The sequence below is a fragment of the Enterobacter sp. DC1 genome (assembly GCF_000568075.1).
In the GTDB taxonomy this organism is placed as follows: Bacteria; Pseudomonadota; Gammaproteobacteria; order Enterobacterales; family Enterobacteriaceae; genus Enterobacter; species Enterobacter asburiae.
In genome coordinates, this window is the sequence record NZ_AZUA01000001.1 from 228,389 (window position 1) to 249,692 (window position 21,304).

General features: G+C 56.4%; 20 protein-coding genes. 7 read left to right on the forward strand and 13 right to left on the reverse strand.

Annotation, left to right across the window (positions count from 1 at the left end):
- Positions 1–36: 36 nt before the first annotated feature.
- Positions 37–462, reverse strand: coding sequence for a DUF3828 domain-containing protein (locus tag P346_RS20315; protein ID WP_032656880.1), 426 nt, complete (start codon positions 460–462; stop codon positions 37–39).
- Here P346_RS20315 and P346_RS23670 point away from each other — a divergent pair.
- Positions 453–713 carry a hypothetical protein gene (locus tag P346_RS23670; RefSeq protein ID WP_193743804.1) on the forward strand — a complete coding sequence of 87 codons (261 nt, stop codon included), beginning with the start codon at positions 453–455 and terminating at the stop codon, positions 711–713. The two genes, P346_RS20315 and P346_RS23670, sit on opposite strands and share 10 nt — an antisense overlap.
- A gap of 237 nt (positions 714–950) precedes the next feature.
- On the opposite strand, the gene P346_RS20310 is transcribed toward P346_RS23670, so the two are convergent.
- The gene (locus P346_RS20310) at positions 951–1,523 is read right to left on the reverse strand and encodes a flavin reductase family protein (RefSeq protein WP_032656883.1); all 573 of its coding nucleotides are present in this window, start codon (positions 1,521–1,523) and stop codon (positions 951–953) included.
- Positions 1,524–1,632: 109 nt separating this feature from the next.
- On the opposite strand from P346_RS20310, the gene nhoA reads away from it, so the two are divergent.
- Both nhoA and P346_RS20300 read left to right on the forward strand, forming a co-directional pair.
- The gene (gene nhoA, locus P346_RS20305) at positions 1,633–2,478 is read left to right on the forward strand and encodes an N-hydroxyarylamine O-acetyltransferase (RefSeq protein WP_032656885.1); all 846 of its coding nucleotides are present in this window, start codon (positions 1,633–1,635) and stop codon (positions 2,476–2,478) included.
- Positions 2,479–2,573: 95 nt separating this feature from the next.
- A complete protein-coding gene (locus P346_RS20300) occupies positions 2,574–3,023 on the forward strand; it encodes a hypothetical protein (RefSeq protein ID WP_032656887.1) in 450 nt (149 codons plus the stop codon).
- 171 nt (positions 3,024–3,194) lie between these two features.
- Here the strand turns inward: P346_RS20300 and P346_RS20295 are convergent, their stop codons facing one another.
- On the reverse strand, positions 3,195–3,770 hold the full coding sequence (locus P346_RS20295; protein ID WP_032656889.1) for a TetR family transcriptional regulator: 576 nt from the start codon (positions 3,768–3,770) through the stop codon (positions 3,195–3,197).
- 116 nt (positions 3,771–3,886) lie between these two features.
- Here P346_RS20295 and P346_RS20290 point away from each other — a divergent pair, with 116 nt between their 5' ends.
- A complete protein-coding gene (locus P346_RS20290) occupies positions 3,887–5,374 on the forward strand; it encodes an MFS transporter (RefSeq protein WP_032656891.1) in 1,488 nt (495 codons plus the stop codon).
- 77 nt (positions 5,375–5,451) lie between these two features.
- A complete protein-coding gene (locus P346_RS20285) occupies positions 5,452–7,335 on the forward strand; it encodes a potassium transporter Kup (protein ID WP_032656893.1) in 1,884 nt (627 codons plus the stop codon).
- A gap of 39 nt (positions 7,336–7,374) precedes the next feature.
- Here the strand turns inward: P346_RS20285 and P346_RS20280 are convergent, their stop codons facing one another.
- The 7 genes from P346_RS20280 to P346_RS20250 are packed head-to-tail and all read right to left on the reverse strand — an operon-like array spanning position 7,375 to position 13,826.
- Entirely contained in the window at positions 7,375–8,601 is a 1,227-nt protein-coding gene (locus P346_RS20280; protein WP_032656895.1) for a Zn-dependent hydrolase, read from the reverse strand.
- The gene (locus P346_RS20275; RefSeq protein WP_032656897.1) at positions 8,598–9,080 is read right to left on the reverse strand and encodes an L-2-amino-thiazoline-4-carboxylic acid hydrolase; all 483 of its coding nucleotides are present in this window, start codon (positions 9,078–9,080) and stop codon (positions 8,598–8,600) included. Before P346_RS20275 ends, P346_RS20280 begins: the two co-directional genes overlap by 4 nt.
- Positions 9,081–9,098: 18 nt before the next feature.
- Positions 9,099–10,256, reverse strand: coding sequence for a branched-chain amino acid ABC transporter substrate-binding protein (locus P346_RS20270; protein WP_032656899.1), 1,158 nt, complete (start codon positions 10,254–10,256; stop codon positions 9,099–9,101).
- A 28-nt stretch (positions 10,257–10,284) separates the two neighbouring features.
- Entirely contained in the window at positions 10,285–11,004 is a 720-nt protein-coding gene (locus tag P346_RS20265) for an ABC transporter ATP-binding protein (protein WP_032656901.1), read from the reverse strand.
- Positions 10,997–11,764, reverse strand: coding sequence for an ABC transporter ATP-binding protein (locus tag P346_RS20260; protein ID WP_032656902.1), 768 nt, complete (start codon positions 11,762–11,764; stop codon positions 10,997–10,999). Before P346_RS20260 ends, P346_RS20265 begins: the two co-directional genes overlap by 8 nt.
- Positions 11,761–12,867, reverse strand: coding sequence for a branched-chain amino acid ABC transporter permease (locus tag P346_RS20255; protein ID WP_032656904.1), 1,107 nt, complete (start codon positions 12,865–12,867; stop codon positions 11,761–11,763). The genes P346_RS20260 and P346_RS20255 overlap by 4 nt, the downstream gene beginning before the upstream one ends.
- 8 nt (positions 12,868–12,875) lie before the next feature.
- The gene (locus P346_RS20250) at positions 12,876–13,826 is read right to left on the reverse strand and encodes a branched-chain amino acid ABC transporter permease (protein ID WP_032656906.1); all 951 of its coding nucleotides are present in this window, start codon (positions 13,824–13,826) and stop codon (positions 12,876–12,878) included.
- Positions 13,827–13,996: 170 nt separating this feature from the next.
- On the opposite strand from P346_RS20250, the gene P346_RS20245 reads away from it, so the two are divergent.
- Positions 13,997–14,941 carry a LysR substrate-binding domain-containing protein gene (locus P346_RS20245; RefSeq protein WP_029741105.1) on the forward strand — a complete coding sequence of 315 codons (945 nt, stop codon included), beginning with the start codon at positions 13,997–13,999 and terminating at the stop codon, positions 14,939–14,941.
- On the opposite strand, the gene P346_RS20240 is transcribed toward P346_RS20245, so the two are convergent.
- The 3 genes from P346_RS20240 to yddG form a co-directional block, all read right to left on the reverse strand.
- Positions 14,931–15,371, reverse strand: coding sequence for a GFA family protein (locus P346_RS20240; RefSeq protein WP_032656908.1), 441 nt, complete (start codon positions 15,369–15,371; stop codon positions 14,931–14,933). The genes P346_RS20245 and P346_RS20240 overlap by 11 nt on opposite strands.
- Positions 15,372–15,448: 77 nt before the next feature.
- Entirely contained in the window at positions 15,449–16,531 is a 1,083-nt protein-coding gene (gene ompC, locus P346_RS20235; protein ID WP_032656910.1) for a porin OmpC, read from the reverse strand.
- Between the two features lie 621 nt (positions 16,532–17,152).
- The gene (yddG, locus tag P346_RS20230; RefSeq protein WP_032656912.1) at positions 17,153–18,031 is read right to left on the reverse strand and encodes an aromatic amino acid DMT transporter YddG; all 879 of its coding nucleotides are present in this window, start codon (positions 18,029–18,031) and stop codon (positions 17,153–17,155) included.
- Positions 18,032–18,252: 221 nt separating this feature from the next.
- Between yddG and fdnG the strand changes: the two genes are divergently transcribed.
- Positions 18,253–21,300, forward strand: coding sequence for a formate dehydrogenase-N subunit alpha (gene fdnG / locus P346_RS20220; protein ID WP_152537837.1), 3,048 nt, complete (start codon positions 18,253–18,255; stop codon positions 21,298–21,300).
- The last annotated feature ends 4 nt before the right edge of the window (positions 21,301–21,304 follow it).

The following is a 21,304-nucleotide window of genomic DNA, read 5'->3' on the forward strand; positions in this document are numbered from 1 at the left end:
TCTGCAACAGAGGGCGTTTCCTTTCATATCACGTTTTTACTTTATCAGCGTGGCCGAGCGAACTTTCCATACGCCTTTTTCCTGAACGAGACAATCTGCTACAACGTGATCTTGTTTCTTCCCAAACGCGATATAGACGTTTGTGCAAACGGCATCAAAATCAGAATGTAAGACGGTTATCTGATTCCAGTCTTCATCCCAATCCTGCGATTTGATAAACATATCCGCATCTGGCATGTCTTTTTCGTTACTGTCACCAGAGTACATCTCTTTAATTGCTGCAAGGGTTCCTGAGGCTACGTATTCGTTCAAGATGTCTGGATTAAGTACTGGCGGTTTGTTCTGTTCTAACTGCGCGATATACCATTGATTGAATTTAAGCGCCGCCTGGCCCGGTGCATAAATGTTATCTGCGACAGCGAACGAAGACAGGGCGAAAAGAAAAAAGCAGAGTGTTTTCATTAGTCATGCCTGAACAGTTCGTAATGGGGCTGTATGTTTCGGTAAGCCTGTCCGGGATACAGAGTGCGTTGTACAAAATCGCTTATCCACTGCTGACCATCGTAGATGCAAACGTGCCCGCTATCGTGACCCACAATATTTTGGATAACGGCTACGTCACCGGCATGAGGATGATCGTATACCAGGCGGAATCCAGCATTGACCAATGTACGCCCCATGTCTTTTGCCAGACGCGTATTGGGGATTTTTAATCTTCCACCCGTTCTGATCGCTTCGGTGACGTAGTGAGCACAATACCCCGTGCTCTTCGGTTGGGCGTGTGATTTGGCATACGAGATTGCGCCATCTTTATTCCATGTCATTGATATTTCCTTAACGCGAGAGTGCTAATGCAGCAACTCAGGAAATATCCTCCGTTTTACGACGCAGTAATAAACATAAAATGCCATAGAAATTTACTATAATTCAGTAGGATATGATTAAGTAAATCAATCCAGCGCCTTCACCATCTTCCCACTTGCCACAAACGTCCCTGCACCAAGATGATGAAGCGTATTTAGCTTATCCCCGTCAAACTGCCAGCGTCCGGCGACAAACGCGCGTTCATCGGCTGCCGCTGAAACCACTTCCCCAAACAGCGTATCGTATTTTTCTGCCGCGGAGGTGACGGGTAATAACCGACACTCCATCCACGCCAGACATTTTTCTTCTATCACCGGCAGGCCAAGTTCAGGGCCGTTCACGACCGGGATCCCGTAGCAGTTAAATTTGTCCTCATCGCGCCCGCTGACGCTACCGACCGCGTATGTCCAGTTGGCCGCCGCCACGCCGGGGATGACGATGCCAAATTTCCCGCTGCGTTCAATCAGCTCTCGCGACCAGGTGCTTTTATCCACGACTATTGCGATACGCGGCGGCTCAAACTCAACGGGCATTGACCATGCGGCGGCCATCACGTTGCGTCTGTCGAGGCTTTCATCCCGACTGGTGATAAGCACAGTAGGGCCGTGGTTCAGCAGACGGCTGGCGTGACGTAATTCAACAGGTCGAAAGTGGCTCATTAGGATCTCCTCATCTACACCGATGAGTATGACGAAAAAGCACGGAAATCAAAGTGAGTGCGTAAAATTAGTTTATAAACAGAACATCACAATCAAAGGAAACTGATTCATGTCCCCATTCCTGACCGCCTATTTCGCCCGCATCGGCTGGACGCAGCCGACACGAGTGGATATCGACACCCTGCGCGCGCTGCATTTACATCATAACTGTGCGATCCCTTTTGAGAATATTGATGTCGTTCTGCCGCGCGAAATCCAGCTTGACGATCGGTGCCTGGTCGACAAGCTGGTCGCCGCACGTCGCGGAGGGTACTGCTTTGAGCAAAACGGCCTGTTCGAACGCGTATTGCGCGAGGTCGGGTTTACGGTGCGTAGCGTGCTGGGGCGCGTGGTATTAGCGAATCCGCCGCAAATGCCGCCGCGCACGCACCGCCTGCTATTGGTCGAGCTTAACGGTGAGCGCTGGATTGCCGATGTCGGCTTTGGCGGCCAGACGCTGACGGCGCCGATTCGACTGCTCGCCAGTGAAGAACAGGAGACGCCGCACGGGCTGTATCGACTGCTGAGCGAGGGTAATGACTGGGTGCTGCAGTTCCGTCACCACGGGCACTGGCAGTCGATGTACCAGTTTGACCTGACGACGCAGTATTTCAGCGATTACGTGATGGGAAATTTCTGGTCGGCGCACTGGCCGCAGTCGCATTTCCGTCATCATCTGTTGATGTGTCGCCATCTGCCGGACGGCGGCAAGCTGACGCTAACCAACTTCAACTTTACCCACTGGCAGAACGGTCACGTAGAAGAGCAGCTCCATCTTCCCAACGCTGCGGCGCTGTATCAGCTGATGCAGGAGCGCTTTGGTCTTGGGGTTGACGATCCGAAGCACGGCTTTACACTGTCAGAATTGACGGCGGTGATGGCAGGGTTTGATACGCATCCGCAGGCAGGAAAATAGCCTGGTGGCGACTACGCCTTACCGGGCCTACAAGGGCTCGAACGTAGGTCGGGTAAGGCGTAGCCGCCACCCGACAATATCAAAGGCATACTGATATGGAAATCTTGATTCGGAATAAATTCAGTTCAGTGGGAATGTTGCTCGGGGTTATTGCACTGCTTCTCTCATTAGCTCAGTTCACCCTCGGTCCGTTTTCTTCAAAGTCGACAGCGCTTGAAGTTGTTGTGGCTGAAAAGGTTTCGGCGGTAAAAAAAGGAATAATGGCTGGTATAAAAGGAGAGCAGCCGACCGTTGAGAAGAAAAAGGAACCGGTAGATATTGACCGGTTACTGATCGCTAGCGGAATAATGTTATCTGTCATGGCGTTGGGACTTGCTTTCATTAGTGGCCTGCGTAAAGAGAACAAATGGACCGTGAGTGGGGCACTCTTTTTTTCCGGGGCCACGATCGCTTTTCATGCGGCGTTACTGGCTTTTGGTCTTATCGCTGCGGTTTTGCTCCTGATATTAGTTGTTTCAATCATAAGCGGAAGCACTCCGTTCTGACCTTATAGCCCGGGGGCGGCTACGCCTTACCGGGCCTACAGGGTTCGAACGTAGGGTCGGGTAAGGCGAAGCCGCCACCCGACACAGTCAGCGGCGCGATCTCACCACCTGGTACCGACGCGTGAACTACTCAAACGGTGCGCTCCACACGTGCACCAGGCGTTTGGAGTATTAAAATAATTCGAGGGAAATAAGCTTATCGAGATGCTTATTAAATGCCGCGTCGTCCATTTCGGGCATGTTTAAGATATACATTCCGTCAAGACCGCACACCAGACCAATCAAGCGCCAGGCAATATTTTCCGCCCGATCGCCCGGCTTCAATTCTCCGGCCTCCGTTCCCGCTTTGATTAGCGCCACCGTTTCCTGGTGCCACATCTCCATGGTCATCACATAGGCGCCTTTGATGTCGGCATCGCGGCTGGCCAGGATCTGCGCCTCACGCCACAGTCGAATATAGGGCTCAAACCTCCCGTCATCGCTGCCGAGCATGGCATGAAGCTGTTCCCGCCAGCCGGCCTGTTTACCCGCGACATCCGCATCCAGCAGCTCGCGAATTAGCCGTACGAAGGCCAGCGATTTTAGTTCGCCGCCGGACGTAAAATGATGATGCACCTGGCCGGTGGCGACTCCGGCCTCGGCGGCAATACGGCGTACCGTCATTGCAGCCAGTCCTTCAGCCAGCGCCACGCGCATAGCGGCCTGTAAGATGGCTTCCCGCCGTTCATCCTTGCTCAGATATCGCATATTTACTCACTCTCAATGGGAATGAAACGAGTGTAACAAAAAGCTGGACATGCGTTCAACTTTACGTAGGATCGCATCCTGGACATGTGTCCATGTTTTAAAAGAAAAGGAAATTTATGTTTCGTCAGTGGTTAGCGTTAGTGATTATCGTGCTGGTGTATATCCCGGTGGCGATCGACGCGACGGTGCTGCACGTGGCGGCGCCGACATTGAGCATGACGTTGGGCGCCAGCGGCAATGAATTGCTGTGGATCATCGATATTTACTCGCTGGTGATGGCGGGAATGGTGCTGCCGATGGGCGCCCTGGGTGACCGCATTGGTTTTAAACGATTGCTCATGATTGGCAGCACGCTGTTTGGCCTGTCGTCGCTGGCGGCAGCGTTTGCCCCGTCAGCAGGGTGGCTGATTGCGGCGCGCGCCTCGCTGGCAATCGGCGCGGCGATGATTATTCCGGCTACGCTGGCTGGGATCCGCACGCTGTTTATCGACGCGCGGGATCGTAATATTGCGCTCGGCGTCTGGGCCGCGGTGGGGTCCGGTGGGGCGGCGTTTGGCCCGCTGATTGGCGGTATGCTGCTCGAGCATTTCTACTGGGGCTCGGTGTTTTTAATTAACGTGCCGATCGTGCTGGTGGTGGTTTCGCTGGCCGCGCGTTTTGTGCCTCCTCAGCAGGGCCGCCCGGAGCAGCCGCTGAATATTAGCCATGCCATTATGCTGATTGTGGCGATTTTGCTGCTGGTCTACAGCGCGAAAACCGCGCTAAAAGGCGCCCTGTCACCGTGGGTAGTCGCGTCCGCGCTGGTGACCGGCTCGGTGCTGCTGTTTATCTTCGTGCGTATTCAGCTCCGCGCTCGCGTACCGATGATCGACATGCGTCTGTTCTGCCATCGCATCATTTTAAGCGGCGTGGTGATGGCGATGACCGCCATGATTGCCCTGGTCGGATTTGAGCTGCTGATGGCTCAGGAGCTGCAGTTTGTTCATGGCTTTACGCCGTTTGAAGCGGGAATGTTCATGCTGCCGGTGATGGTCGCCAGCGGGTTCAGTGGTCCGATCGCGGGTGTGCTGGTCGGTCGATTAGGGCTACGCATCGTCGCCGCCGGCGGAATGGGGCTCAGCGCCGTCAGCTTTATCGGCCTGTCAATGCTCGACTTCAGCACGCAGCAGTGGCAGGCGTGGGGGCTGATGGTGCTGCTCGGCTTCAGTGCCGCCAGCGCGCTGCTGGCCTCGACCTCGGCAATTATGGCGGCCGCGCCTAAAGAGAAGGCCGCCGCCGCAGGGGCAATTGAAACCATGTCCTATGAACTGGGCGCCGGGCTGGGGATCGCCATCTTTGGTCTGCTGTTGACCCGCAGCTTCTCGGCGTCAATTGACCTGCCGCACGGGCTGAACGCCTCGCTCGTTGATAAAGCCTCGTCATCCATTGGTGAGGCGATGAAGGTGGCGCAGGATCTGACCCCGACGCTGGCGGAGTCGGTGATTGAGGCGGCGAAAAGCGCGTTTATCACCTCGCACAGCGTGGCGCTGGGCAGCGCGGGCGGAATGCTGCTGCTGTTGGCAGTGGGGATCTGGTTCAGCCTGGCAAAGGTCAAGCCGCAGTAATACAGGGCGCGCGGTTGGCGCGGGCGGGGCAGATGGGCTATGTTTTTTATAGGATTATCTGACTCTTGCTGGAAAATATGAGCCCTCGCCACAGCAGTGAACCGTCCCAACCGCTCTCCCGGTTAACCCTGCTTGCAGGAGGCGCGCTGGGCGTCGTTTTTGGTGATATCGGCACCAGCCCGCTCTATACCTTCCGCACGGTGCTTTCGCTCTCTGAGCATGACCCTACGCCCGGCGTCATACTGGGCCTGCTCTCCCTGATTACCTGGACACTCATCCTGGTAACGTCCATAAAATATGCCGCTTTCGCCATGCGAATTGATAATCATGGCGAGGGGGGCATCATGGCCCTGATGTCGCTTCTGGTGGAGAAAGGCAAAGGCGGGCGCTGGGTCATTTTTGCCGCTCTGATTGGCGCAGCGCTGATTTACGGTGACGGCGCGATAACCCCGGCTATCTCCGTGCTTTCTGCCCTTGAAGGGCTGGAGATGGTCATTCCTGAGTCCCAGCCGTACATATTACCCCTGACGGTGGCGGTTTTGCTGGCGCTGTTTCTTATCCAGCCTTTTGGTACCGCCCGCATAGGGAAAATATTTGGTCCGGTGATGGCGCTGTGGTTTTTGGCGATTGCTGCGCTGGGCGTGCGGGGGATCGTCCAACACCCCTCGGTACTGCTGGCCCTCAATCCTGCGTACGGCATCGCGTTTTTGTTCTCGAACGGGTACACCAGTTTCCTGGTCCTGGGCGGCGTTTTTCTCTGCGTGACGGGTGCCGAGGCCCTGTATGCAGACATGGGGCACTTTGGTAAAAAGCCGATCTGGCTTGCCTGGTACGGTATCGTCTTTCCTTCGCTGCTGCTCAACTATGCTGGCCAGTCAGCGCTGATTCTGGCCGGTGACGACAGCAAGCAAAACCTTTTCTACACGCTCTGTCCGCCTGTGCTCCAGGTTCCGCTCATCGTTCTTGCCGCGCTGGCGACGATCATCGCCAGTCAGGCGATTATTACCGGCGCTTTTTCCATGACGCGCCAGGCCATTCAGCTTGGCTGGCTACCCCGATTACGCATCAAACAGACGGCGGCAGAAAGCTACGGCCAGATTTATATCGGGATAATCAACTGGCTGCTGATGGGGGTGACCATCGGGCTGGTGGTGTTCTTTAAATCCTCCGATAAGCTTGCCGCCGCGTACGGTATTGCCGTGTCGTTAACCATGCTGATGACCACGGGGCTGCTGTTTGTGGCAATGCGCGAAGTGTGGCGCTGGAGCCTGGCCAGCAGCGCGGTGATTGCCCTCTGCTTCCTGGTGATTGATGCCACCTTCTTGTTTGCCAATCTAATTAAGGTCCTGGAGGGCGGCTATATTCCACTGCTGATGGCCGCAGCGATTTGTACGGTGATGCTGATCTGGCACCGCGGCGTTAAGGCGGTATCCGCATCGGTGGGCGAGAAGGGCGTCAGCGTGGATGCGTTCTTTGCCCAGCTTCAGCAAAAGACGGTGCCCAGAGTGGCGGGGTCCGCCGTCTTTTTGACCCGTACGCAGAACAATATTCCGCCGGTCATGCGCTGGCACGTCGCGCGAAACCGGGCGCTACAGCAGGATGTGTTGTCGCTTACCATTGATATTCTGAATGTGCCCTACGTGGGGGAAGAACAGCGTATCAGGGTAGAGCAGCGCGCGCCGGGCTACTGGCACGGCGTGGCGCAGTATGGCTTTATGGAACACCCGGACATCCCGCGTTTGTTGCAGGGCGTCAGCGAGATTAACGCGCTTTTTGCCACGGATGACGCCACCTGGTATGTCGGGCATGAAACCATTGTGGCAGGCGAGGGTGAGGCAGGCATGGCGGCCTGGCAACGGCACATATTTGCTTTTATGAAGCGCAACTGCACGCACGTCATCAACCACTATCACCTTCCCAGCGATCGGGTTGTAGAAATCAGCCGACGCGTTGCCGTGTAGACTCAGGCGAAAGCAGAGGTCCTCTGCTTTCGCACCGTTCTACCTCTCAAGGGCCGCGGACAGGACGCTATGCAATAACACATTCGCCCCTTTCTCCGACCACTCTGGCAGGATCCTCTCCGCTTCGTTATGGCTGATGCCTTTCACGCAGGGGATAAAGATCATGCTGGCGGGCGCAATTTTGCTGACATAGCAGGCGTCGTGTCCCGCACCGGAGACCATCGGTTTCGACGTATAGTCCAGTGCCACTACGGCCTTCTCCGAACGAGCCAGGCATTCGGCATCAAACGCGATGGGCGCATAGTCAAAAATGCGTTCAACGGCAGCCGCGACGCCGCGCAGGCTGAGGCTTTCAGCCACCTTATGCAGCGCCGCTTCCATGGTTTCCAGCGCCTGCTGCGCCGGATGGCGAAACTCAACGCTGCATTCCACGCGAGACGGCACGACGTTGCGCGAGTTTGGCGTAACCTTCGCCATACCGATCGTCGCGCGTCCGTCCGGCGCATGCCGATAGCCAATCTCTTCCACCTTCAGCGCCAGCTCGGCAAAGGCGGTCAGCGCGTCGCGGCGGCTGTGCATCGGCGTCGTGCCCGCGTGGGCGGCGAATCCGTCCAGCGTCAGGGTAAACCAGCGCTGGCCCATTGCCGCGCGGACTAACCCGATATCGATGGCTTCATCTTCCAGGATCGGGCCCTGTTCGATGTGCAGTTCGTAGCAGGCGTGAACGGGAAACGCGCGGGCAGGGGTTACACCCCGGTAGCCAATGCTCTCCAGCGCTTCGCCTACGGTGGTGCCATCGTTATCCGCGCGGGCATGGGCGTACGCTTCGCTAAACTGTCCCGTCCAGACCCCTGAAGAGAGCATGGCTGGCGCAAAGCGCGCGCCTTCTTCGTTAGTCCAGTTCACCAGCACAACGTCACGCTCGGTCTCAACGTTATGGTCGTTAAGGGTTCGCAGCAGTTCCAGCCCGGCCAGCACGCCGTACACCCCGTCGTAGTTACCGCCCAGCGGCTGGGTATCCACATGTGAACCCGTCATGACCGGGGCAAGCTGCGGGTTTTTCCCCGGTCGGCGGATAAACATATTGCCCATGCTGTCGACGTCGCAGCTGAAACCCGCGTCCAGCGCCCAGTCGCGCAGCAGGTTACGCGCAATACGATCTTCCTCGCTCAGTGCCAGACGGGTCACGCCACCGGCGGGCGTGCCGCCGATCTGCGCCATCATCTCAAGCGTTGCCCACAGCCGTTCGGCGTTAACGCGGATCATGTCTTGTCCTTACTGCTGCGGTAGCGGAAATCACAGCACGAACCGCCCTGCATGATGGTGGTCGTGCGGGTCAGCTTCACGTCCGGCGCATAGCCAACGATGAATTTTTCATCGCGCGCGCAGGAGAGCAGATGACCAATCTCGCCCAGCCCCATCTCGTGATACATCTCCGCGTAGCGGCAGCGGGTCACGTTGTAGTTGTACTGCTGGTCGTCGGCGTCGATCACCTTCACGTCCAGGGCGTTATCTTTTTCCCACAGATACTGCAGGGCGATGAAGCTCTTGACGTCCGCGCCGTTGGGTTCTTTGCTGGCAAACGCTTTGCCTGCGTCAATCGCGGCCTGCTCGATAGCCTCGCCAATGACCGCCTGGGCGCGGGTTTTCCCTATCTCGCGCACCAGGATTTCATAAATTGGCTTAATAATTTCTGCTTCAATTTTGCGGCGGGCGAGAATGCCCAGCTCGTTATTATCACTCATCACATTGCCCTCGCTGCGTTACTTCGCTTTTGCGCCACCCAGCACGGTCTGCGGCTGCCATTTGCCGTCGACAACTTTGTAAACGGTGAAGGACGGCGATTTCAGGTTACCTTCTTTATCAAACGCGATCTGGCCGGTGACGCCGGAGTAGCTGATGGCGCGCAGGGCGGGCAGATAGTCGGACGGCTCAACGGAGTTTGCTTTTTCCATCGCCGCGACCAGCACGCGGGTGGCGTCATAGGCGAACGGGGCGTGCAGTTCGATATGGGTATGGTAGCGGGACTGATAGTCCTGTTCGAATGCTTTTCCACCCGGCATCTGGTCAACTGGCAGGCCTGGTTCGAGGGCGACAACGCCTTCGCCTTCTTTCTGCGCCAGCTGCAGGAACGTCTGGCTGACAAATCCGCCTGCGCCCATCAGGGTGGCGTTCATGCCCAGCTGTTTGATACGACGCGCCAGCGGTGCGGCCTGGCTGTCGACGCCGCCGAAGAAGATCAGATCGGCGTTTTTACTGCGAATAGCGGTCAGCACGGCGCTAAAGTCCACCGTTTTGTCATCCACGTACTGACGATCGACAACCTTCACGCCCTGCGCTTCAAGCGATTTAATAAACTGGTCCGCCAGTCCCTGACCAAAGGCGGTACGGTCGTCGATCACCGCAATGCGTTTGGCTTTCAGCGTATTAACCGCGTACTGACCGGCTAGCTGACCGCCGTCGTCGTCGTGGCCCATCACGCGGAAGCTGGTATCAAAACCCTGTTTGGTATAGGCGTGACCGGTCGCGACCGGTGCCACCTGTGCGATGCCCGCATCGTGATAGACGCGTGCGGCAGGAATGCTGGTACCGGTGTTCCAGTGACCGACCACGCCCGCCACGCCGCTATCCACCAGACGCTGCGCAACAGCCACGGCGGTGCGCGGGTCGGACTGATCGTCTTCGGACTGCAGTTTGAAGGTCACCGCTTTGCCGCCGATGGTCGGGTGCTGTTTGTTAATGTCGTCAATTGCCAGCTGCGCGCCGTTCTCCAGATCCTTACCGATACGGGCGGACGGGCCGGTGAGCGGGCCTGCCAGACCGATAACCACGGTTTCACCGTCGGCTGCCCACGCGGCCGTCGAGGCAAAACTGCCGAGGAGGATAGCGGCGCTGAGCGCACTGATTTTTACTGTTTTCATTGTGTTTCCCTGATGTTGGCTGGTGTTGTTAAACGGGCATTTCGCCCAAATAAATCTGTGCAATCTGGTCGTCATTGAGCAGCGCTTTCGATTCGCCATGATGAACAATGCTGCCGCTGTCCATCACCCACGCGCTGTCGGTGACTTCCAGCGCGAGACGGGCGTTTTGTTCGATGAGCAGCAGGGCAACGCCGCGTTCGCGCAGGCCGGCAATGACGGCAAAAATGTTTTCGACCATCTTCGGCGCAAGGCCCATCGAGGGTTCGTCGAGGATCAGCAGCCGCGGGCGGCTGAGCAGGGCGCGGTTAAGGGCCAGCAGCTGTTGCTCTCCGCCGGAAAGCAGGCCGGCGAGCTGATGCTGGCGTTCTCCCAGGCGCGGGAAGCGTTCGAAAATGGCATTCATCTCTTGCTTAACGGTGACGGTGTCACGCCTGAGCCAGGCGCCCATCTGCAGGTTTTCCAGCACCGTCATTCGGGAGAAGATCCCTCGTCCTTCCGGGACCATGACCAACCCGTCGCGGAGCAGGGTTTCGGGCCTGTGCTTACGTACCGCTTTACCGTTGAACTCAATACTGCCGCTAAAGCTTTCCAGCCCGGTAATGGCGCGCACGGTGGAGCTTTTCCCCGCGCCGTTAGCGCCGATCAGCGTAGCCTGTTCTCCCTCGTGCAGGGTAAAAGAGACATCGCGTACGGCCTGAATGCCGCCGTAATGCACGTCCACGCGTTCCACCTTCAGTAATTCAGACATGGGCGTTGCCTCCAAGCCAGGCGGCGATCACTGCCGGGTCGCGACGCACGCTCTCCGGCGTGCCGCTGGCGAGCGTTTTGCCGTAATCAAGCACCGTCAGGCGATCGCAGATGCCCATCACCAGCTTGACGTCATGTTCAATCATCAGCAGGGTTTTGCCGTCATCGCGAAGGCGGATAAGCAGCTCGCCGAGCGCCACTTTTTCCGCTGCGTTCATCCCGGCGGCGGGTTCGTCCAGCGCCAGCAGCAGCGGATCCGTTGCCAGCGCGCGGGCAATCTCCAGACGGCGCTGGTGGCCATAGGCCAGATCGCAGGCGCGGTAGTGGGCGAACTTCGCAATGCCGGTGTACTCCAGCCAGTGCCAGGCCAGTTCCCGGGTCTGCGTCTCTTCCGCGCGAGCGCGTTTGTGACGGCTCAGCGCGGCCCACAGGCCGTTACGGGTGCGCACGTGGCGGCCTACCATCACGTTTTCCAGCACCGACATGTCGTTAAAGAGGCGCACGTTCTGAAAGGTGCGCGCAATCCCGGCGGCGGTGACTTTCTCAATGTGCTTTGGAAAATAGGGCTTATCGGCAATGGAAAATTCACCGCTGTCCGCCGGATAAAGGCCGGTGATCAGGTTAAAACAGGTGGTTTTTCCCGCGCCGTTGGGGCCGATCAGCCCGTAGATCTCGCCCTTGTTCACGGCGATCGAAACATCATCCACGGCGGTAAGCCCGCCGAAGCGTTTTGACATGTTGCGTACGGTTAACAGACTCATGTATTCACCTCCTTGTGGCGTACCGGCCAGATCCCGGCAGGACGTACCAGCATGACCAGCACCAGCGCCAGGCCGTAGAACAGCTGACGCAGCACTTCCGGGTCAATCAGTACCGTACCGAACAGCGCCTGCTGAACCGGGGCTGCCTGACTGCGCAGCAGTTCCGGCAGGGCGGTAAGCAGTATCGCGCCGAGGATCACGCCCGGAATGTGTCCCATACCGCCCAGCACCACCATCGCCAGCACGGCAATGGATTCCTGTAACGTGAAGGATTCCGGGGAGACAAAGCCCTGAAACGCGCCGAACAGGGCACCCGCCACGCCGCCAAATGAGGCACCCATCGCAAAGGCCAGCAGCTTATAGTTACGCACGTTGATGCCCATCGCGCGGGCCACATCCTCATCTTCACGGATGGCGTGCCAGGCGCGACCAATACGGGAATGCTGCAGGCGCAGGCAGACAAAAATAATCGCCACAATCACCAGCATCAGCAGGTAGTACCACAGCCACAGCGCGGGCACTTTGAAACCAAACCAGTGGTATACGCCGCTGAACTTCAGGCCGAACAGATTCAGCGTATCCACCCCGGTAATGCCCTTCGCACCGTTGGTGATGTTCACCGGACGGTCGAGGTTGCGCATCAGGATGCGGATGATTTCGCCAAAGCCGAGGGTCACTATCGCCAGATAGTCCCCGCGAAGCTTCAGCGTAGGAGCCCCCAGTAAAATGCCGCAGACCGCAGCGACGAGCGCCGCCAGCGGAATAATCAGCAGATATGAGGTGTGCAGCCCGTCCGGGAACCAGACGCCGAGGAGAGGAAACACCTCCAGCAGGTGTGGCGAGGCCATCAGCGCGGCGAGATAGGCGCCGACCGCGTAAAAGGCAATAAACCCCATATCCAGCAGGCCGGTATAGCCCACCACAATATTGAGCCCCAGCGCCAGCATAATGTAGAGCAGGGCAAAGTCGATAACGCGCACCCAGTAGTTGCCGCCAAGCTGCGTGGCCACCACGGGCGCAACCAGCAGCGCGAGGCAGAACAGAACCATGCCTGACCAGAATTTGCGCGGCACCGCCGGGGGTTGTAGTTGAAGCGTTGTCATTGTTTTCCTTATGCCCTGTGCGCCACGCGCTCGCCCAGCAGGCCTGCCGGACGGAAGACCAGCACCAGAATCAGGACCATGAAGGCAAAGACGTCCTGATAGTTGCTGCCGAAGACGCCGTGGGTCAGTTCACCCAGGTAACCTGCGCCCAGCGCTTCGATAATGCCGAGCAGGATCCCGCCAATCATTGCGCCACGAATGTTGCCAATGCCTCCCAGCACGGCGGCGGTAAAGGCTTTGATCCCGGGCAAAAAGCCCATCGAGAAGCTGGCGTTGCCGTAGTTGCTCGCCATCATGACGCCTGCCAGCGCGGCAAATACGCCGCCAACGGCAAACGTCAGGGTAATAATGGCATTGGGGTTAACCCCCATCAGCGTGGCAACGCGCGGGTTTTCCGCCACGGCGCGCATGCCGCGGCCCAGGCGGGTGTATTCCACCAGCAGCCATAGCCCAGTCATCACCGCAAGCGCCAGCGCCACGGTAACAATGCCGGTGACGGTCACAATGGCTGGAGGATGCAGTTCGCTTCCTGACGTCACGGCGATCGGCTCCATGGGCAGGATCTGCGGGAACATCAGCGGGTTGCGCGTCCAGATAATCATCGCCACGGTTTGCAGCAGGACCGAGACGCCGATACCCGAGATAAGCGGCGCGAGGCGCGGGGCGTTGCGCAGTCGGCGGTAGGCAAAGCGCTCCACGGCCATTGCCAGCAGGGCGCAAACGGCCATGGCAATCACCAGGGCAACGCCAAGCTGCAACAGCAGCGGCATGTGCGGAAAGGTGGCGTTCAGGGCGTTAATGGCGGAAAGCGTAGTGAGCGCACCGACCATCAGAATATCGCCGTGAGCAAAGTTAATAATGCGCAAGATGCCATACACCATGGTATAGCCCTGCGCGATCAGCGCGTAAATGCTTCCCAGCATCACGCCGTTGATCAATTGTTGTATGAGTGTATCCAACGTTTGTACCCGCAAAGTGCTCTTTCTGCGGCTACCATCCGATAAATGAATTAAATTGTAAAATACACATATATTATTTCTTATGATAAACCGCTATTGCTTTATCTTAATGATTTATATAAAGATAATGTAATCGCGTTTTAAGGTAAAAAGCCTAAAGAAATCAACATATGAATAAAACAGAACAATCGTCGGGTTTGTCTGCGTATGCAGATAGTCGGCTGGCGAACGATCCGCCGCTTCGGGCTGTGCGGGCCTTTGAGGCCATCGCCCGGCTGGGCAGCGTCACGCTGGCCGCGCAGGAGCTGGATATCTCACCGTCGGCGGTCAGTCATCAGCTCAAGGTCCTCGAAGGGTATCTGCAAATGCCGCTGACGGAACGTCAGGGGCGCAGGCTGGTGCTGAGCCAGCACGGACGTGAATATTACCGCTCGATCCGTGCGGCGTTTAACGTGCTGCGCCAGGCAACGGAGCATCTGGCAGAGCAGGCGCAAACGCGTCAGGTCACCATCAGCCTGATCCCGCTTTTTGGCATGGGGTGGTTTATCCCGCGTCTGCCTGATTTCATGCGTGCCAACCCGCAGACCGAGATCAACGTTGTGTATGCCAACCATCGTAACTATCTGAGCGATGCGTCGGATATGTCGATTCGTTTTGGTAACGGCCAGTGGGCGGGCTATCAGAGCGAAAAGCTGATTTCCGGACAGATGGTGCCGGTGTGCAGCCGAGCGTTTTTGCGCATTCATGGCCATATTGATACGCCTGAGCAACTGCTGCAAATGCCGCTGCTGCATGATGAGGAGCGCACCAGCTGGCCGCAGTGGTTTCAGCTGCAGGGGGTAAAACGATCTCTGCGGCGCAGCGGCCCCCTGTTTGAAGACGGGCTGTTGACGCTGGCGGGCGTACAGGCCGGGCTGGGCTGCGCGCTGATGCGCGAGCCGCTGATCGCGCCTTATCTTGAGAGCGGCGAGCTGGTGAAGATATTTGACTTACCCATTGACGACGGGCGCGACTATTACCTCTGCACGCGTGCCGATTCAGAGATGACCGAGGACGGTAAGCTGCTGCAAAACTGGCTTCGTCGGGCGGCAGGTGTCGAACCGCTTACGGCGTAAGCAGGCAGTGTTTATCAAACGCTTCAATTTCCGAACCGCTGTAGCGTGCGTATTGCCCGGTCAGGCCAAAAAACGCGGGTTGGGTTTCGGTGTAGATTTCCGCGGCGAGCACCAGCCGGCGTCGCTCATCTTCGCCCATCTCAAGCAGCGTCCAGGGAATGAAATAGCGCGACGTTGAGGTCAGTTTGAACCACAGCGGGCAGCCGCAGCCGGGACAGAACCAGCGTTCGCCGCGCGCCGATGACGCGAAATGAGAAGGGGCGATGGAGTCTTGCTCAAGAAGCGGTTCGCCCTGCGGCTCAAGATACATGGCAATGCCGCCCGACCACTTCTGGCATTGGGTGCAGTGACATGCGTATACGTCAAAATTATTGAGGCTCACGCTGAACTGACTCATTCCGCACAAGCAGCGTCCTTTGAATATGTGCATGGCGTACTCCTTTTTGACGCCAGAAATCCGTATAAAAAAAGCCAGCCGCATGGGCTGGCCTTTTATCGTGACAAATCTTAGAACTGGTAGGTCAGGCCTACAGCTACGATGTTGTCGGTAGCAACGCCAGTTGCTTTGGTGAAGCTGTTGTCATCAACCAGGTTGATTTTGTAATCAACGTAGGTAGACATGTTTTTGTTGAAGTAGTAAGTCGCGCCAACGTCAACGTATTCAACCAGATCCTGGTCGCCGTATGAACCCAGGTCTTTACCTTTGGATTTCAGGTAAGCGATGGATGGACGCAGGCCGAAGTCGAACTGGTACTGAGCAACAACTTCGAAGTTCTGAGCTTTGTTCGCGATATAACCGTCACCGAAGTTGGTCATGTTGCGGGTTTCAGAGTAGGTGGTTGCCAGATAGATGTTGTTCGCATCGTATTTCAGGCCAGCAGCCCATACTTCTGCGTTCTCACCGCCAGCGTTAACGGTGTTAGCAACGCGACCTGCAGCAACCTGACGGTCAGTACGGTCAGATTTCGCGTAGGTTGCACCGACACCGAAGCCGTCCATTTCATAGGTAGAAGACAGACCCCAGCCGTCACCGTTCGCTTCGGTGATGTCGTTACGGTCGTTTTTACCCTGGTACTGAGCGGCAACGTTCAGACCGTCAACCAGACCGAAGAAGTCGGTGTTACGGTAGGTTGCAACGCCAGTCGTACGGCCAGTCATAAAGCCATCGGTCTGGGTCCAGGTATCGCCACCGAATTCTGGCAGAACGTCAGTCCATGCGCCGATGTCGTAAGCAACACCGTAGTTACGACCGTAGTCGAAAGAACCGAATTCGTTGAATTTCAGACCCGCGAATGCCAGACGAGTTTTGCTGCCGTCAGAGCCCTGTGATTCAGAACGGTTGCCTTTGAACTCATATTCCCACTGGCCGTAACCGGAAAGCTGATCGTTGATCTGAGTTTCGCCTTTGAAGCCCAGACGAACGTAAGTTTTGTCGCCGTCGTTATCAGTATCATCAGAGAAATAGTGCAGACCTGTTACTTTACCGTACAGATCCAGCTTGTTACCGTCTTTGTTATAAATTTCAGCCGCGTTTACAACGCCTGCTGCCAACATGGAAGTCACTGCCACTGCAACTAATTTAAGTTTCATCTTAAATGTTCCTTATAATTTTCTTTGGTATTTCCTGAGCCACTTTGAACGATTTCTAAACGAGGCTGATCGTCAATGGCATGCTATTTTTAAAAATCTTGTAGTCCTATTTCAATAATAAGTTTCAAATTATTAGCAATAATTTCATTTAGTGTGATCGAGATCGGGTAAATGACGATGAAATAGCGCCTAATGATTAGTTTTTAATCAATTAATTGCGGGATTGATTGCTGTGAATATAGTTTCTTTATGGTTTTATAAAAAGTGGTAATTATCGGTATTTCCGTTCATTTTGGTGAGTTGAAGGGTTATTGTAGCTATAATTCCTTGCTTTAGAACCTTAATGCACGGAATTTCCGTTCTGTAAGCTGAAATAAACAGAAACATACTATTGCACTTTGTGCTATTAATATCGTGAGTATTTGGAACGTATTAATCACGTGCAGGTGTCAATTTATGTCAATTTGGGAGGGCCGGAATTTACGAAAGGGGGGTGGAATATAAACAGAATCTAAACACGTGCTCTACTGTTCAGGTGAATATTTTGGCGCGCGCTCACATATTAAATTTATGTTAATTATTTGCTGTCGGGATAAATATTTCACGACAGCAAAACCGACATTATTGTCTTGTTGCGTACCAGCAGAGCAACGACCCGGCGCAGACCATCAGCGCGCCCTGCCAGAACGAGAACGAGAGGGGGGAACTCAGCACTGCGGCGGCAAGCGCGGCGGAGAGGACAGGGGTAAAATAGGAGACGGCGGCAAGTACCGTGACGTTACCGTGAAGGATGCCAATATTCCATGCGGCGTAACCAAACCCAAGCGCAATACCGCACATGACGAGTTTCACTACCACCGGAAGCGTGAACACCATCTCGGGCTGATCGCTCAGGAAATATTTCACCCACAGGCTCAGCGCGGTCAGCAAAACAAACAGGGTAATGCCGTTTTGTCCTTTCGCAAATTTGCTGGTGACCGTGCAGTAGGCGGCCCAGATAAATGCTCCGGCAAACGCCAGCGCGTAGCTCAGCGGGCTGGAAACGATATTGCGGGTTATTTCATCAAGATGTAAACCCTGTTCACCGCCCAATACCCAGCAGACACCCAGCAATGAGACGGCTAAGCCGGGGATCACCCACAGGGTCGATTTCTGCCCGTTGAACAAGATGGCAAACACAATGGTCAGGCTTGGCCAAAGATAATTGACCATGCCCACTTCAATCGCCTGCGATCGCGTTGCGGCATAGCCCAGCGACAGCGCCAGGCATATTTCGTAGCTGACAAATAAAACGCTGCCGGCAATAAGATAGCGGGGTGAAAACCGCCTGATATCAGGAAATCCTACCGTCACCAGACACAGTAATCCGCTCAGCGTGTAGATCATCGCCGCACCGCCTACCGGGCCTAATCCCTCACTCACGCTGCGAATAAGGCCGACCATGGTGCTCCATAACAGTATTGCCGCCAGCCCAATAAGCGTTGCTCTCTTTCTGTCCATTACTTCGCCATTGCAATAAAAATCAAAGGAAAAATGTATCGCATTCATCCTGACGCTGTCGCCAATTATTCTCTTAAACCGTTAATCAAAAAGGGGTATTTAAAGATTCCGGGGGTGACTATTAAGGGGGTGAAGGCAGATGACCTTGATTTGACGCAAAAAAAACAGGGGCTTTGCTGTTAGTTTGCGGCGCGAAGTCTTATTCGAACACGAGGACAACAATGGACGTCAGCCGCAGACAATTTTTTAAAATCTGCGCGGGCGGTATGGCCGGAACAACGGCAGCCATGCTGGGATTTGCTCCCAAAATGGCGCTGGCTCAGGCACGCAACTATAAGCTGCTGCGCGCGAAAGAGATCCGTAACACCTGCACATACTGCTCCGTAGGTTGTGGGCTTTTGATGTATAGCCTGGGCGATGGCGCGAAGAACGCCAGAGAAGCGATTTACCATATTGAAGGGGATCCGGATCATCCGGTGAGCCGCGGCGCACTTTGCCCGAAAGGGGCGGGGCTGCTTGACTATGTACACAGCGAAAATCGCCTGCGCTACCCGGAATACCGCGCGCCGGGTTCTGATAAATGGCAGCGTATCTCCTGGGATGAGGCCTTCTCCCGTATTGCCAAATTAATGAAAGCCGACCGCGACGCCAATTTTATTGAAAAGAACGCGCAGGGCGTAACGGTTAACCGCTGGCTTTCAACCGGCATGTTATGCGCCTCGGCGGCGAGTAATGAAACAGGCATGCTGACGCAAAAATTTGTGCGCTCTCTCGGCATGCTGGCGGTAGACAACCAGGCGCGCGTCTGACACGGACCAACGGTAGCAAGTCTTGCTCCAACATTTGGTCGCGGTGCGATGACCAACCACTGGGTTGATATCAAAAACGCTAACGTCGTGGTGGTGATGGGCGGTAACGCCGCGGAAGCCCATCCGGTGGGGTTCCGCTGGGCGATGGAAGCGAAAAACAACAACGATGCGACGCTTATCGTCGTCGATCCGCGCTTTACGCGTACGGCATCGGTGGCCGATATCTATGCGCCAATCCGTTCCGGCACGGACATTACGTTCTTGTCCGGCGTGCTGCTGTACCTGATCGAAAACAACAAAATTAACGCGGAATACGTTAAGCACTACACCAACGCAAACCTGCTGGTGCGTGATGATTTTGCCTTCGATGACGGGCTGTTTAGCGGTTATGACGCCGAAAAACGCCAGTACGACAAGTCTTCCTGGAACTATCAGTTCGATGAAAACGGCTATGCGCTGCGTGATGAAACGCTGACGCACCCGCGCTGCGTGTGGAACCTGCTGAAGCAGCACGTTTCCCGCTACACGCCGGAGGTGGTGGAAAACATCTGCGGCACGCCGAAAGCGGACTTCCTGAAGGTGTGTGAAGTGCTGGCCTCAACCAGCGCCGCAGACAGAACCACGACGTTCCTGTACGCGCTGGGCTGGACGCAGCATACCGTCGGCGCGCAGAACATCCGCACCATGGCGATGATCCAGCTGCTGCTCGGCAACATGGGGATGGCAGGGGGCGGCGTAAACGCGCTGCGCGGGCACTCCAACATTCAGGGGCTTACCGACCTCGGTTTGCTCTCCACCAGCCTGCCGGGCTACCTGACGCTGCCGTCTGAAAAGCAGGCGGATCTGCAAACGTATCTTGAGGCCAATACGCCGAAAGCGACGCTGCCGGATCAGGTGAACTACTGGAGCAACTATCCGAAGTTCTACGTCAGCCTGATGAAATCCTTCTACGGCGATGCTGCGCAGAAGGAGAACGACTGGGGCTTTGAGTGGCTGCCGAAGTGGGACCAGGCGTACGACGTCATCAAGTACTTCAACATGATGGATAAGGGCGACGTCACGGGCTATATCTGCCAGGGCTTTAACCCGGTTGCCTCCTTCCCGGACAAGAACAAAGTTGTTCGCAGCCTGAGCAAGCTGAAGTACATGGTGGTTATCGATCCTCTGGTGACCGAAACCTCAACGTTCTGGCAGAACCACGGGGAATCAAACGATGTCGATCCGGCGTCGATTCAGACCGAAGTGTTCCGCCTGCCGTCCACCTGCTTTGCGGAAGAAGATGGTTCGATTGCCAACTCCGGCCGCTGGCTGCAGTGGCACTGGAAAGGACAGGACGCGCCGGGCGAAGCGCGTAACGACGGTGAGATCCTCGCCGGGATTTACCATCGCCTGCGCGAAATGTACCGCACCGAAGGCGGCAAGGGTGCTGAGCCGCTTTTAAAAATGGGCTGGAGCTACAAGCAGCCTGACCATCCTGAGTCAGAGGAAGTCGCCAAAGAGAACAACGGCGTCGCGCTGGCGGATCTCTATGACGCCAGCGGCAACCTGGTGGCGAAGAAAGGCCAGCTGCTGAACAGCTTCGCGCTGCTGCGCGATGACGGCACGACGGCGTCGTCCTGCTGGATCTACACCGGCAGCTGGACGGAGCAGGGCAACCAGATGGCCAACCGCGACAACGCCGATCCGTCCGGGCTGGGCAATACGCTGGGCTGGGCATGGGCGTGGCCGCTGAACCGTCGCGTGCTGTACAACCGCGCGTCTGCAGACGTAAACGGCAGGCCGTGGGATCCGAAGCGCATGCTGATCCAGTGGAACGGGGCGAAATGGACGGGGAACGATATCCCGGACTACAACACCGCCGCGCCGGGCAGCAACACCGGGCCGTTCATCATGCAGCCGGAAGGGCTGGGACGCCTGTTTGCCCTCAACAAGCTGGCAGAAGGGCCGTTCCCGGAACACTACGAGCCGATGGAAACGCCGCTGGGCACGAACCCGCTGCACCCGAACGTCATCTCCAGCCCGGTGGTGCGTATCTACGAAGACGACGTCTTGCGCCTGGGCAAAAAGGACAAGTTCCCGTACGTAGGGACGACCTACCGCCTGACCGAGCATTTCCATACCTGGACCAAGCACGCGCGGCTTAACGCCATCGCGCAGCCGGAACAGTTTGTGGAGATCAGCGAAACCCTGGCGAAAGTAAAAGGTATCGCCAACGGCGACCGCGTGAAGGTGAGCAGCAAGCGCGGGTTTATTCGCGCGGTGGCGGTGGTGACCCGTCGTTTGCAAAGTCTGAACGTGCATGGTCAACAGGTGGAAACCGTTGGGATCCCGCTGCACTGGGGCTTTGAGGGCGTGGCGCAGAAAGGCTACATCGCCAACACCCTGACGCCAAACGTCGGCGATTCCAACTCGCAAACGCCGGAGTACAAGGCGTTTCTGGTCAATATCGAGAAAGCGTAAGGAG

What these genes read in the sequence shown, in the direction of transcription:
- P346_RS20315 (WP_032656880.1), bottom strand. Translation starts at nt 462, where the DNA reads ATGAAAACACTCTGCTTTTTTCTTTTCGCCCTGTCTTCGTTCGCTGTC.
- P346_RS20310 (WP_032656883.1), bottom strand. Translation starts at nt 1,523, where the DNA reads ATGAGCCACTTTCGACCTGTTGAATTACGTCACGCCAGCCGTCTGCTG.
- nhoA (WP_032656885.1), top strand. Translation starts at nt 1,633, where the DNA reads ATGTCCCCATTCCTGACCGCCTATTTCGCCCGCATCGGCTGGACGCAG.
- P346_RS20300 (WP_032656887.1), top strand. Translation starts at nt 2,574, where the DNA reads ATGGAAATCTTGATTCGGAATAAATTCAGTTCAGTGGGAATGTTGCTC.
- P346_RS20295 (WP_032656889.1), bottom strand. Translation starts at nt 3,770, where the DNA reads ATGCGATATCTGAGCAAGGATGAACGGCGGGAAGCCATCTTACAGGCC.
- P346_RS20290 (WP_032656891.1), top strand. Translation starts at nt 3,887, where the DNA reads ATGTTTCGTCAGTGGTTAGCGTTAGTGATTATCGTGCTGGTGTATATC.
- P346_RS20285 (WP_032656893.1), top strand. Translation starts at nt 5,452, where the DNA reads ATGAGCCCTCGCCACAGCAGTGAACCGTCCCAACCGCTCTCCCGGTTA.
- P346_RS20280 (WP_032656895.1), bottom strand. Translation starts at nt 8,601, where the DNA reads ATGATCCGCGTTAACGCCGAACGGCTGTGGGCAACGCTTGAGATGATG.
- P346_RS20275 (WP_032656897.1), bottom strand. Translation starts at nt 9,080, where the DNA reads ATGAGTGATAATAACGAGCTGGGCATTCTCGCCCGCCGCAAAATTGAA.
- P346_RS20270 (WP_032656899.1), bottom strand. Translation starts at nt 10,256, where the DNA reads ATGAAAACAGTAAAAATCAGTGCGCTCAGCGCCGCTATCCTCCTCGGC.
- P346_RS20265 (WP_032656901.1), bottom strand. Translation starts at nt 11,004, where the DNA reads ATGTCTGAATTACTGAAGGTGGAACGCGTGGACGTGCATTACGGCGGC.
- P346_RS20260 (WP_032656902.1), bottom strand. Translation starts at nt 11,764, where the DNA reads ATGAGTCTGTTAACCGTACGCAACATGTCAAAACGCTTCGGCGGGCTT.
- P346_RS20255 (WP_032656904.1), bottom strand. Translation starts at nt 12,867, where the DNA reads ATGACAACGCTTCAACTACAACCCCCGGCGGTGCCGCGCAAATTCTGG.
- P346_RS20245 (WP_029741105.1), top strand. Translation starts at nt 13,997, where the DNA reads ATGAATAAAACAGAACAATCGTCGGGTTTGTCTGCGTATGCAGATAGT.
- P346_RS20240 (WP_032656908.1), bottom strand. Translation starts at nt 15,371, where the DNA reads ATGCACATATTCAAAGGACGCTGCTTGTGCGGAATGAGTCAGTTCAGC.
- ompC (WP_032656910.1), bottom strand. Translation starts at nt 16,531, where the DNA reads ATGAAACTTAAATTAGTTGCAGTGGCAGTGACTTCCATGTTGGCAGCA.
- yddG (WP_032656912.1), bottom strand. Translation starts at nt 18,031, where the DNA reads ATGGACAGAAAGAGAGCAACGCTTATTGGGCTGGCGGCAATACTGTTA.